Here is a 12363-nt window from a genome sequence, read left to right as displayed (position 1 = left end):
ACCGAGCGCCGACCGCCGGACCCGACCACCCACCCAGCCCTCTCGTCGCTGCCGCTTGAAAACGCCACCACCGACCAACGGATCCTCGAGGAGGAGTTCCAGCATCATGGCCAGAGGTTTCGAGTCTCGGCGCTGGCGCGCCTCGCACCTCAACCACCGAGATCACCTCGCACCTCAACCACCGGAGGGCAGCAGGTCCTCCACACCGTTGGTCAGCCGGACGACGTAGAACCCGCTGGTGCCGTCGGTGAACCAGACCGAGTCGTGGTCGACGTCCCAGCCCGGCTGCGACAGGGCGCTGGCACCGCCGTTGGCCGGCTTGTTGAAGTAGGCGACCTCGACCGGGTGCGCGACGTCGCTGATGTCGAAGATCCGGAGGCCGGACCCCACCATCGAGCAGGCGGCGAGGTCGGGGGCGTCGCGGGTCGGAACGGAGCAGTAGTGCGCGGAGTAGCCGCCGATCGGGAGGGCGGAGCCGGGGTCGGACATGACCTCCTTGGTGCGGTTCTCCTTCTGGTGCACCTCGAGCCGGATGTCGGACACCAGGGACGGCGACGTCGGGTCGGTGACGTCGATGATCCGAGCACCGCCGACGGGACTGTTCTGGAAGTCGACGGTCCAGCCGTCGCCGAACCAGTCGGTGAACTCGTCGACCTCGAGGACGTAGTCGCGTCCGTCGCGGTGGAACGGCTCGGCGACCTGCGGGATCGAGATGCCGGGCCAGTCGACCTCGCCGACCTTGGCGATCCGCGCGCCGGGCGTGCGGGCCTGGACCTGCGAGACGTCGTAGACCTGCAGGCTCGGCCTGTCGAGGATCGCGTTGGCGGACGGGGTTCCCATGTTGGCGACGTACATCGTGTCGCCGTCGTCGGAGAAGCGCAGCCCGTGGGCGACCACGCCGGTCTTCGTCATCAGCACGCGCGGGCGGCGCGGCTCGGTGAGGTCGACCGCGGTCATCGTGAAGCCGGCCGCCCCGGCGGTCCAGAAGGTCCGTCCGTCCGGGGAGAAGCCGCTCTCGTGGCCGAGCACGCCCGCCAGCGTGGTGGACAGCAGCCGCGGCCTCCGGCAGTCGGTACGCACGTCGTAGACGTCGAGCACGCCCGGCGCGGTCGCGAGCGTGCCCATCACACCGACGAGCAGGCCGCGCTCCTCGTTGACCAGCAGCGACTCGTGCGGGCTCAGCATGGCCGGCGTGACCAGGTTCGCCGTCTTGACCGGCTTCGCCGGGTCGGCCATGTCGAGGACGACGACGCCCAGGCCGGTCCCGTTGAGCAGGTTGGGCACGACGTCGAGGCCGAGGATCCGGGTCGAGTCGTAGAACGCGCAGGTGTGTCCCTGCGCGTCGGTGTAGCGCAGCGCCTTGAACCCGCCGGACGAGCCGTGGTGGCCGACCTCGACGGTGTTGCAGGTGTAGCCGAGCTGGGCGCGCCCCGAGGTGAAGTCCGCCTTCGGGGCACGGCCCTGGAGGGACGTGGTCTCCGGCTGCGAGCCGGGGCCGCAGCTGGCCTCGGGCACGGGCTGCGGGACCACCGGGTCCTCGGCGGCGGCGATGGTGCCGCCGATCAGGACCGTGGCCGCCGCGAGCGCCACGACCACCCGGCGTCGTACCGGATCGGTGATGGTGTTCCGCAGAGCCCCCATGCCCCGCCCCTCTCGTCGTGGGTCAGATGCCGGCGATGCCGTCGAGCTTCTTGACGGTGTCCTCGAACTCGGCGACCAGGTCGGCCATGACCTCCGCGACCGGGCGCACCTCGTTCATGCGACCGACGATCTGCCCGACCGGCATGGAGATCACGTCGGGGTCGCCGGAGGCGTTGATCCGGTTGTGGGCGTCGGCGACGAGCAGGTTCTGCAGCGGCATGGGCAACGGCGCGGGAGCACCCTCCTCGTTCCACGCCTCGGTCCACTTGGTCTTGAGCAGCCGGGCCGGCTTGCCGGTGTAGACCCGGGTGCGCACGGTGTCGGACGACGTCGCGCGCAGGAAGGCGGTCTCCCAGCCCTGGTTGGACGCGAGGTTGCGGTACTCCTCGGTGCCGAGCCAGATCGAGCCGGTCCACACGCCCTGCGAGCCGAGCGCGAGCGAGGCAGCGATCTGGCGGCCTGAGCCGATGCCACCCGCCCCCAGCACGGGTACGTCGGGCCCGACCGCGTCCACGATGTCCGGGGTCAGCACCATGCTGGCGATCTCGCCGGTGTGGCCGCCGGCTTCGTAACCCTGGGCGATGATGATGTCGACGCCGTTGGCGACGTGGCTCTGCGCGTGCTTCGGCGCACCGGCGAGCGCGGCGACCTTCAGCCCGGCGGCCTGGCACTCGGCGATGACGTCGGTGGGCGGCGTACCGAGGGCGTTGGCGATGAGCACCGGACGGTGCTGCAGCGCGACGTCGACGTGCGAGCGGGCCATCGAGTGCAGCCAGCCGAGCACGCCCTCGCGACCCTCGCCCTCGGGCAGCGGCGGCACGCCGAGCTTGAGCAGCGTCTCGTCGACGAACTTCTTGTGCTCGTCTGGGATGTACGTCGAGAGGTCGGCCGAGGTGCCCTCGGTCGGGACCTTCATCGGCATCACGACGTCGACGCCGTACGGCTTGCCGTCGGTGTTCTCGTCCATCCAGGTCAGCACCCGGTCGAGCTCGTCGGGGTCGTTGAACCGGACGCAGCCGAGCACGCCGAGGCCGCCGGCGCGCGACACGGCCGCGGCGACGTGCTCGGACGGGGTGAAGGCGAAGATCGGGTACTCGATGCCGAAGGCATCGCACAACGGGGTACGCATCAGCTGCTCGCTCCTACGGTCGTGCTGCTCTGGAGGGCCAGCTCCTTGGCCCGGGGATACTGCGCCTTGCCGGTGGCGTTCCGGGGGATCTCCGGGACGATCGTCAGCGCGCGCGGGAGCTTGTAGCCGGACAGGTGGGCGCGCAGGAAGGTGCGCAGCTCCTCCAGCTCGACGGCGTGGCCGGGACGCTGCTCGACCACAGCCGCCACGGTCTGGCCGTACTTCTCGTCGGGGAGGCCCACGACGAGCACGTCGTAGACGCCGGGGTGCGCCTTGATCGCCTGCTCGACCTCCTCGGGGTAGACCTTCTCCCCGCCGGTGTTGATGCAGTTCGAGCCGCGACCCAGCAGCGTGATCCGGTTGCCCTCCTCGATCCGGGCGTTGTCGCCGGGGATGGAGTAGCGGACGCCGTCGATCTCGATGAAGGTCTTCGCCGACTTCTCGGGGTCCTTGTAGTAGCCGACCGGGACGTTGCCCGAGCGCGCGGTGCGGCCGACCTTGCCGACGTCCTTGACCGGGTCGAGGATTTGGTTGTCGTCACCGAGGATCACCGTGGTCGGCGGGATCGAGACCACCGGGCCGTCGGTCGACAGGGCGCTGGCGTCCTGCAGGCCGGTGCCCTGGAAGCCGGTCTCCGACGAGCCGACGGAGTCGGTGAAGACGGCGTTCGGGAAGTGCTTCATCCACCGCTCCTTCACCGACTTGGAGAAGATCGCGGCGCTCGAGGCGATGGCGAACAGGGTCTGCCCGTCGAAGCCCCCGGCCTCGTAGGCGTCGATCAGCGGCACGGCCATCGCGTCGCCGGTCATGAAGAGCATCTGCACGCCGTGCTTGTCGACGAGCTCCCAGGTGCGGACCGGGTCGAACTTCGGCTCGAGGATGGTGACCTGGCCGGCGAAGAGGTGCATCAGCAGCGAGGCCTGCGCGCCGCCGTGCATCAGCGGGCTGAGCGGGAGCGTCACCAGGCTGTCCTGGAGCGCCTTCTTCGACTGGTCGTACTCCTCGAGCGGCTCGGCCGTCATGAAGTCGATGCCGCCGCCGAGCACTCGCCAGAAGTCCTCGTGGCGCCACATGACGCCCTTCGGGAAGCCGGTCGTGCCGCCGGTGTAGATGATGTGGATGTCGTCGGGGCTGCGCGGACCGAAGTCGCGGGCGTCGGACTGGCCGGCGACGGCCTCGGCCAGCGTCACGCCGCCGTACGACGCGATGCCGCTGGCGTCGTCGGGCTCCAACGGGTTCGGTACGGCGACGACCGCCTTCATCGGCGCGACCTTCGGCAGCACCTCGGCCACCAGCGGCGCATAGACCCGGTCGTGGACCAGCCCCACGAGGTCGGCGTTGTCGAAGAGGTACTCCAGCTCGCCGGCGACGTAGCGGAAGTTCACGTTGATCGAGACGGCGCGGACCTTGAGGATCGCGATCAGCGCGATGACGTGCTCGATGCTGTTCTTGGCGTAGAGACCGACGTGGTCGCCGGTGCCGATGCCCTGGGACCGGAGGTAGTGGGCGAGCTTGTTGGACTCGGCCTCCAGCTCGGCGAAGGTGATGACGCTGTCCCCCACCTGCACGGCAGGCTTCTCGGGGACGGCATCGACGGCATGTTCGAAGAGATCGGCGATGTTCAGGGCCACGACGCGAGACTAGAACACGTTTCACTTTTTCGCTAGCGTGGTTCACATGAGTGATTGCCTCGTCGAGCAGGACGGCCACAAGCTGGTCGTCACCATGAACCGCCCCGAGCGGCGCAACGCACTCTCCTCGGAGATGCTGCGGATCATGGAGGACGCGTGGGACCGCGTGAACGAGGACCCGGAGATCCGGGTCTGCATCCTCACCGGCGCCGGCGGCTACTTCTGCGCGGGCATGGACCTGCAGAAGGCCGACGAGAAGCCGCCGTCGGAGAGCTTCGAGTCCGGCGAGTACGACCCGACCGTCATCAAGGGCCTGCTCAAGGGCTTCCGGCTCACCAAGCCGCTGATCGCCGCCGTCGAGGGCCCCGCGATCGCCGGCGGCACCGAGATCCTGCAGGGCACCGACATCCGCGTCGCCGGCGAGTCGGCCAAGTTCGGTGTCGCCGAGGCCCGCTGGTCCCTCTACCCGATGGGCGGCTCCGCCGTCCGACTCCCCCGCCAGATCCCGTACACCGTCGCCGCCGAGCTGCTGCTGACCGGCCGCACCCTGCTCGCGCCGGAGGCCAAGGAGCTGGGGCTGATCGGACACGTCGTACCGGACGGCCAGGCGCTCGCCAAGGCCCACCAGCTCGCCGACATGGTCGCCGCCAACGGGCCGCTCGCGGTGCAGGCGATCCTCCGGACGATGCGCGACTCCGAGGGCAAGCACGAGGAGGACTGCTGGGCCGACGACGCCAAGGTCGGCGCCGCCGTGTTCTCCTCCGCCGACGCCAAGGAGGGCCCGCGGGCCTTCCTGGAGAAGCGGGCTCCGCAGTTCCAGGGGCGCTGATCAGGAGGAGGCGCGTCGCGCGCGCAGTCGGTCGAACGCCTTCGGGCCGCTCAGCGCCGCCATCGCCGCGACGACCTGCGCCGCGCACTCCCGTGCCGACGCGTGCGTCGTGTCGACCGTGACGTCCCGGTCGCCGTGGGCGTGCACCAGCTCCTGCGACCGCGCCAGGCCGACCGGGCGGTCGCCTCGGGCACGCTCGCGGCGCTCGAGCTCGGCAGGATCGCAGCGGACGTCGACGAGGGTGACGTCGTACCCGTCGAGGACGTCGAGCAGGTCGTCGAGGCGCCACGCCTCGCTGAGCGGGTAGTCCATGACGACGTCATTGCCGACGGAGGCGAGACCGGCGACGGCGCGGTGGTACCCGAGCCGGGTACGACGCAGCATCGCCGCGACCTCGTCGTCGTCGAGCTCCCGCGAGTGCACCGTCGATCGCAGCGCCCCGAGGGCGTCGACCGGCACCAGGAACCAGGGATCCGGGAGCAGCCCGAGGAGGGCCTCACCCAGGCTGGTCTTGCCGGAGCTGGACGTGCCGTTCAACAGGATGATCCGGCCGCGAGCCATGCCACGACCGTAGCCGAATGTAAAGACTCCGAACGGGCTATGGCGTCCGGCCGCGCTCAGGAAGATAGTGATCACCGCCACTCCCTGCTCTGCTCCCGATCCCCCCGAATTGGCAGGTGTCTCCCGTGCGCACTCGGACCCTTTGTGCTGCCCTCTCCTCGGCCGTGATGCTGGCCGCCCTCGTGAACCCGGGGGCCGCCCACGCGGCGCCCCTCCCGGCCGTGGCCGGCGGCAGCGCGGTGCGCTGCGCCGAGCCGCCGCCGACGGAGGGCGCAACGGCGGAGACCCGCGACCGCTTCGTCGACCTGTGGGCGCCGCGGTTCACCGACAACGCCTGGCGCAAGCGCTTCGTCGCGCTGGAGAAGGTGCCGGCGGACATCCTCGCCGAGGGCTTCCACGCCCTTCCCGACGCCACGCAGCTGTGGCTGAGCGCGTGCCTCGTCGACAAGCTGCTCGACGTCACGAACACCACGCCGACGGCGCAGGAGCGCGAGACCTACCTGGCCGGTGTCGCCATGGTGGTCTTCGGCAAGCAGGGCACCGAGGACCTCAAGGACGAGCTCAACGACACGACGCCGACTCCCCCGCCGGCCGACACCCCGCCGGTTAACCGCGACCAGACCGGCGAGGCGCTCGACGCCGTCGCCGAGGAGCTGGCCGAGGCGCCGAGCCTGACGTCCGCCCGGCTCCCGCGGGCCTCGGTCGCCGCGCCCACCGCACGCACGTCGAGCACCATCACCGCGGGCCTGCCGCCGTCGTTCAACGACACGTTCACCTCGCTCCCGCTCGTCCCGCAGCTGCTGGACGCGCTGGACGAGCTCCTGCAGGAGGTCAGCAAGATCCAGGGCAAGCTGTTCACGCTGCCCGTGGTGAACCTGCTGTCGCCGCTGTTCTACAAGATCTGTGCCGAGTCGCCGACCATGCCGCTCTCGTGCAGCATCTCGCTGCCGGTGGGCGTCCCGGTGCCGGCCGACGTGACGGGTGACCACCTGCCCGACGTCCTCGCACAGCTCAACCCGGTCACCAACCTGATCGACGTGGGCGCCCGGTTCGCGGTGCAGCGGATCACGCCCAACAGCGGGCCCCTGCCGGCGCACGTGTTCGCCGTCTACGACACCCCGGTCGTGAAGAAGCGGGTCACTGTCGGCGTCGACGGCCGCGCCTCCACGCTCGGCGGGAACAGCACCGCCCGCGTCCTGCTCAAGAACGTCGTCGCCGCGATCACCGGCGACATCCAGGTCGCCGCCGACGTCGTCTCGACCAACCCGGGGCCCAAGGAGGCGATCACGTTCGGCGTGAAGTCGCTGACCGGAGGCAGCGGCGGCGTACCGCTGACCGAGCAGGACCCGCTGACCGGCTCCGTGCAGCTCAGCCCGTTCCCGACCACCCTGAACATCGGCGCGCGGATGACGCACGGGAGCACCAGCAGCAAGGACACGATCACCGTCGACACACCGACCGCGACCCGCGTGGACGCCGTCATCGACCAGGCGACCGACTCGGGTCCGATCGACAGCAACCGTCGCTTCACCGCCACGGTCGACAAGCTGCCGTCGTCGGTGCGCGTCGACCTGGTCCGCCAGGGCACGCACCAGAACATCGAGTACACCGCGAACGACGAGATCGGCCTCGTCGAGGCGACCGACACCACCACGCCGGACCTCACCAAGCCGACCGAGGTCGACCACGCGGTCTACCAGGTCCACGGCGTCCCGAAGCACATGAAGGTCGACCTCGACGGCAACCTCGTCACCTACGACGCCAGCGACTCCATCGACAAGGTCTACGCGGGCGTCGAGCGGATGGGCGGTGACCGGATCACGGCCGAGGTGCTCGGCATCCCGGCCCACGCCAAGGTCCTCTTCGACGGGAAGAACTCCGTCCTGGACTGGGACGCCGACACCGCGACCACCAGCGCCGCGGCCACCGCACACCTGACGGCGGCGACCCTGGGCATGGACCGCGACTTCGACGCCGGCCTGGCGATCACCTCGATCCCGGCCAAGTGGAATGCCTCGTGGGCGGACGGCAACGTCCTCTTCGAGGCCCCGGCTGCGGGCATCGGCTCGATCGTCGCGAACGTCACCAACCACGAGGACCACTCGACGCTGCCGGGCGACCACCTGACGGCGTACTACGACGAGGCCTCGGGCGACCTCGACGCCAGCCTCCAGGTCAGCAACCTGCGGCGGGCGGCGTTCACCAAGCTCCCCGACGACGGTGACGGGGGCGGCTTCGAGGCCGGCCTGGACATGGGCGACCACAGCACCTTCTCGTTCGCCGCGGAGGCGCACCTGGCGCAGGGCGACCTCGAGGCCTCGGGCCAGCTGAGCAACCTGCCGTCCGAGATCACGCTGCGCAGCGAGGGCGGCCGGATCACCTACGACGGTGACTCGAACCCCGACCTGACCCTCTCGGTCGCCGCGGGCAAGGCCGCTGCCCTGGCCGCCACGCCGGTGCCGCCGCAGGTCCACGGTGTCGCCGTCCGCGACGGTGCCAGCGGGTCCGACAAGGCCGTCCGGGCCAAGCTGTACCTGACCGGACTGCCCACCAACCTCGACCTCGACTCGACCAACGGGATCTACACCGTCACGGGCTTCCACCCGACCAACGGCACCCTGGTGGTCGACGCCAAGCTGAAGGCACTCGCACCCAAGCCGCTCAGCCTGTACCTGACGCAGGGCATCCCGACGGCCAACCCGGTGGACTTCACCTTCGGACCGATCGTCACGCGCACCGAGCCCGACGGCAGCCACACCACCGGCCTCGACTACGTCGCCAGCGAGCCCCTCGGGGCCTTCACCGCCAACGCGCAGTACGACAACACCGACGAGGCACAGCTGACGATCAGCGCGATCCCGAAGACCATCAGCGTGGACGTCGCCTTCGGCGCGGACACGAAGAAGGTCGGCATCGTGATGAACCAGGGCATCAGCGACATCACGGCGGCGTACAAGCACGTGGGCGACCTCGACTTCGCGGCGTCGGTACGCCTGCACGACGTCCCGAAGACGGTCGACATCCTGATCGGCAAGGAGTCCTCCGCCGGCGGCGGTACGACGGTCGACGCACCCGTCTTCACCATGACGGCCTTCGCACCGGGCCTCGACATCGACGCCTTCGCCGCCGCGCGGATCGCCGACCCGGTCGACGCCAACGCCGCGGTCAAGCTCACCGTCACCGACCTCGGGCAGACCGTCACCGCCGACCTGATCGGGTCCCGGCTCCACATCACCTCGGCGCCGGCGACCCACGCCTTCGCGCTCGAGGCGGCGGGCCGGGTGCAGAAGTCCATCTCGCTCGACTGGGGCAGCGGCGAGGACGGCCAGACCGGCTTCTTCCAGAACCGGGGCTACCTGGCGGCCGACCTGAAGATCCGCCGGGTCACCCTCGGCCTGACCGACTTCTCCGACGTGAACCTGCGGCTCGGCTTCACCACCGGCCTCGACGGCTCGTTCGGGACGTTCACGTTCGGCCAGGACAGCAACCTGACGGTCGACCTCGAGGACAAGTTCTCGGTGTTCATCGACTGGCCCGACCCGCTGGGCTCGGACACGATCACCATCGTCGACATCCCGCACCTGGTGATCCCGTTCGGCAACGTGGCGCCGCGCTGGCACATCAACGAGAACATCCAGGAGCGTGCGTTCCACCTGCCGATCATCCACTTCGGCATCGCGGACTGCGGCGTCTCGTTCGACGTCCGCCCGGCCCCCGGCTACACGACGTCCGGCAACACGTTCACGCTCGGCCAGCCGACCAACGACGGGACGAACACCCCGGCCTGGCTGATCACGCCCGACATCAACCTGCTCGGGTTCTCGCTGCCCGACTTCGGGCTGGACATCATCGCCTACTTCCTGTCGCCCTACGGCAACAACATCCACCCCTACCCCGAGTGCCAGTGGCTCGTGTAGCGCTGGCCCTCGCCGCCCTCGCGCTGGTCTGCTCCGGGTGCAGTGACGACCCGGAGCAGACCGGGGCCGACCCCTCGGCGCCGGTCACGGACATCACGGTCGAGTGCGACCGGTTCGCCGACACGGCGCAGCGGATCGCTGAGGCCCAGGCGGCGCTGTACGACGGCAAGGACTCCCCGGAGGACGCGACGGCCGTCGACGACCTCGTGACCGAGCTCGACGCGCTCAAGGAGGAGGCGCCGGACGACGTCGACGAGGCACTGACCGGTCTCGGCGAGGGCTTCCGCTCCGCGCAGGAGCTGCTCGCCGACCCGACGCCGGAGAACACGGCCGAGCTGGCCGCACTCTCCCCCAAGCTCTCCGAGGACAGCCAGGCCGTGACCGCCTGGATCCTCAGGGAGTGCGAGAGCTGACGTAGCCGGAGAGCCAGTCCGGGAAGTCCTCGAGACTCTCGAGGACCACGTGCGTGCCGGCGGCGACCAGCTCGTCCGCGGTGCACCCACCGGTGAGGACGGACACGCTGGTGACCCCCGCGGCGAGGGCGCCCTCGACGTCGTGGACGTGGTCGCCGACGTACACCGACGCGGACTCGCGGCGCAGCGCCTCGGCCTTGCCGACTCCCCACACCCATCCCTCGAGCACGTCGACGTCGAGCCCGGTGTGGTCGATGTGCAGCTGGGCGTTGGCCGCGAACTTGCCGGTGACCACCACCACCCTGCCCCCGAGCCGTCGTACGGCGGCGATCGCCTCATGGGCGCCGGGCAGCACCGGCACGGTCGTGATCGCGTGGTCGGGGTAGAGCGCGCGGAAGCGGTCGCCCGCGGCAGGGATCCGGTCTGCCGCGAGGTACGGCGCGAGCAGAAGGTCCAGCGGCGGCCCGAGGCGCCGGGTCATCTCCTCGACGGGGAACTCGACCTCGAGCTCGTCGCCGAGCGCGCGCAGCACCTGCCTGAAGCCCGGTGCCGTGTCGATGAGGGTCAGGTCGAGGTCGAACCCGACGACGAGATCCGGCATGCCGCCACGGTACCGGCGAGCCGCCCGAGACGATCAGCCGACCGAGCGCTCGCCCGTCCAGAAGCGCGCCCGCAGCGCCTTCTTGTCGGGCTTCCCGAGCGCGGTGAGCGGCAGCGCGTCGACGGCGATGACGTCCTTCGGGGCCTGGACGGAGCCCTTGCGCTCCTTCACCGCGGCCTGGATCTCCGCGACCACCTCGTCGGTGAGCTCGTGGCCCTCGCGCAGGACGACGACGGCGGTGACCGCCTCGCCGAACTTCTCGTGCGGCGTACCGATCACGCCGACCTGGGCGATCGCCGGGTGCTCCGCGATGACGTCCTCGACCTCGCGCGGGAAGACGTTGAAGCCGCCCGTCACGATCATGTCCTTGGTGCGGTCGACGATGTACCAGAACCCGTCCTCGTCCTCGCGCGCCACGTCGCCGGTGTGCATCCAGCCGTCGCGGAAGGTCTCGGCGGTGGCCTCGGGCAGCTGCCAGTAGCCCGCTGACAGCAGCGGTCCGGCGACACAGATCTCGCCCGGCTCGCCCTGCGGGACCGGGTTGCCGGCCTCGTCGAGCAGCGCGGCCCGCAGGTACGCCGACGGCCGGCCGCACGACGTGAGGCGGCTCTCGACCGGCGTACCGTCGGCGTCGACGTGGTCGCCCTTCGGGAAGTAGCTGATGACCATCGGCGCCTCGGACTGCCCGTAGTACTGGGCGAAGATCGGCCCGAACCGCTCGATGGCCTCCTTGAGCCGGACCGGGTTGATCGCGGACGCGCCGTAGTAGACGGTCTCGAGCGAGGACAGGTCGCGGGTGTGCGAGTCCGGGTGGTCCATCAGCGCGTAGAGCATCGTCGGCACGAGCATCAGCGAGTTGATCCGCTTCTCCTCGATGGTCCGGAGCACGTCGGCCGGGTCGAAGCGGGCCGACACGAACAGCGTGCCGCCCTGCAGCACCACCGGGACGAAGAACGCCGCACCCGCGTGCGACAGCGGCGTGCACATCAGGAAGCGAGGCTCGGCGGGCCACTCCCACTCCGCCATCTGGATCTGCGCCATCGTCGAGAAGGCGCGCACGTTGCCGATCACGCCCTTGGGCTTGCCGGTCGTGCCACCGGTGTAGGTGATCGACGTGATGTGGTCGGGCTCGAGGACCGCGGCCGTGAGGGTCTGTGGCTCGAAGGTCGCGGCGACCTCGGTCAGGTCGGTGCCGACCTCGGCCAGCTCCTCCGGCACGGGGCCGATCGTGAGCACCTGCTTGAGGCCGGGGCACTTGCCCAGCAGCTCGACGGCACGGCCCGCGAAGTACGGGTCGATGACCAGCGTGGTGATGCCGGCGTCGTTGATCACGTAGGCGTGGTCGTCCGCCGAGCCCAGCGGGTGCAGCGACGTGCGCTGGAAGCCCTGGGTCTGGCCGGCGCCGAGGATGAACAGCACCTCCGGCCGGTTGAGCGCGAGCAGCGCGCCCGGCGTACCGCGTCCGGCGCCGAGGGACTCGAAGGCCTGGATGTACTGGGAGATCCGCTCCGCGGTCTCCTTGCCGGTCAGCGTCACGTCGCCCAGGTGCACGATCGGGCGGTTCGCGTGGCGCTTGAGCGCGGCGACCATCAGGTGGCCGTTGTGGGCGGGGGTCCGGAGCGTGTCGGTCACTGAATGCCT

Annotated in this window: 9 protein-coding genes; 3 read left to right on the top strand and 6 right to left on the bottom strand. The window is 70.3% G+C overall.

Annotated elements, in window-relative coordinates:
* Positions 1 to 174: 174 nt before the first annotated feature.
* The 3 genes from ASE20_RS05665 to ASE20_RS05655 are packed head-to-tail and all read right to left on the bottom strand — an operon-like array spanning position 175 to position 4401.
* Complete coding sequence (locus ASE20_RS05665) at positions 175 to 1641, bottom strand: LVIVD repeat-containing protein (RefSeq protein WP_056893538.1); 1467 nt, start codon at positions 1639 to 1641, stop codon at positions 175 to 177.
* A 22-nt stretch (positions 1642 to 1663) separates the two neighbouring features.
* Positions 1664 to 2770, bottom strand: a complete 1107-nt coding sequence (locus tag ASE20_RS05660; protein WP_056893537.1) for an NAD(P)H-dependent flavin oxidoreductase — start codon at positions 2768 to 2770, stop codon at positions 1664 to 1666.
* Positions 2770 to 4401, bottom strand: coding sequence for an acyl-CoA synthetase (locus ASE20_RS05655; protein ID WP_056893536.1), 1632 nt, complete (start codon positions 4399 to 4401; stop codon positions 2770 to 2772). The genes ASE20_RS05660 and ASE20_RS05655 overlap by 1 nt, the downstream gene beginning before the upstream one ends.
* A 46-nt stretch (positions 4402 to 4447) precedes the next feature.
* Between ASE20_RS05655 and ASE20_RS05650 the strand changes: the two genes are divergently transcribed.
* Positions 4448 to 5230 (top strand): crotonase/enoyl-CoA hydratase family protein, encoded by a 783-nt coding sequence (locus tag ASE20_RS05650; protein ID WP_056893535.1) that lies wholly within the window; start codon positions 4448 to 4450, stop codon positions 5228 to 5230.
* On the opposite strand, the gene ASE20_RS05645 is transcribed toward ASE20_RS05650, so the two are convergent.
* Positions 5231 to 5791 (bottom strand): chloramphenicol phosphotransferase CPT family protein, encoded by a 561-nt coding sequence (locus ASE20_RS05645; protein ID WP_056893534.1) that lies wholly within the window; start codon positions 5789 to 5791, stop codon positions 5231 to 5233.
* Between the two features lie 125 nt (positions 5792 to 5916).
* On the opposite strand from ASE20_RS05645, the gene ASE20_RS05640 reads away from it, so the two are divergent.
* Complete coding sequence (locus ASE20_RS05640; protein ID WP_157538607.1) at positions 5917 to 9708, top strand: hypothetical protein; 3792 nt, start codon at positions 5917 to 5919, stop codon at positions 9706 to 9708.
* Complete coding sequence (locus ASE20_RS05635; RefSeq protein ID WP_056893532.1) at positions 9696 to 10121, top strand: hypothetical protein; 426 nt, start codon at positions 9696 to 9698, stop codon at positions 10119 to 10121. The genes ASE20_RS05640 and ASE20_RS05635 overlap by 13 nt, the downstream gene beginning before the upstream one ends.
* Here ASE20_RS05635 and ASE20_RS05630 read toward each other — a convergent pair.
* The gene (locus tag ASE20_RS05630) at positions 10102 to 10722 is read right to left on the bottom strand and encodes an HAD family hydrolase (RefSeq protein WP_056893531.1); all 621 of its coding nucleotides are present in this window, start codon (positions 10720 to 10722) and stop codon (positions 10102 to 10104) included. The two genes, ASE20_RS05635 and ASE20_RS05630, sit on opposite strands and share 20 nt — an antisense overlap.
* Before the next feature lie 33 nt (positions 10723 to 10755).
* On the bottom strand, positions 10756 to 12354 hold the full coding sequence (gene fadD8, locus ASE20_RS05625; protein WP_082612175.1) for a fatty-acid--CoA ligase FadD8: 1599 nt from the start codon (positions 12352 to 12354) through the stop codon (positions 10756 to 10758).
* Positions 12355 to 12363 lie beyond the last annotated feature (9 nt).

Origin of the sequence: Nocardioides sp. Root240 (genome assembly GCF_001428825.1) — a bacterium.
GTDB lineage: Bacteria > Actinomycetota > Actinomycetes > Propionibacteriales > Nocardioidaceae > Nocardioides.
The sequence above is the reverse complement of the archived record's forward strand: the minus strand, read 5'-3'. Positions and strand labels throughout refer to the sequence as shown.

Excerpts from the sequence above, each read along its gene's own strand:
- ASE20_RS05665 (WP_056893538.1), bottom strand. The coding sequence starts at position 1,641 with ATGGGGGCTCTGCGGAACACCATCACCGATCCGGTACGACGCCGGGTG.
- ASE20_RS05645 (WP_056893534.1), bottom strand. The coding sequence starts at position 5,791 with ATGGCTCGCGGCCGGATCATCCTGTTGAACGGCACGTCCAGCTCCGGC.
- ASE20_RS05650 (WP_056893535.1), top strand. The coding sequence starts at position 4,448 with ATGAGTGATTGCCTCGTCGAGCAGGACGGCCACAAGCTGGTCGTCACC.
- ASE20_RS05660 (WP_056893537.1), bottom strand. The coding sequence starts at position 2,770 with ATGCGTACCCCGTTGTGCGATGCCTTCGGCATCGAGTACCCGATCTTC.
- ASE20_RS05630 (WP_056893531.1), bottom strand. The coding sequence starts at position 10,722 with ATGCCGGATCTCGTCGTCGGGTTCGACCTCGACCTGACCCTCATCGAC.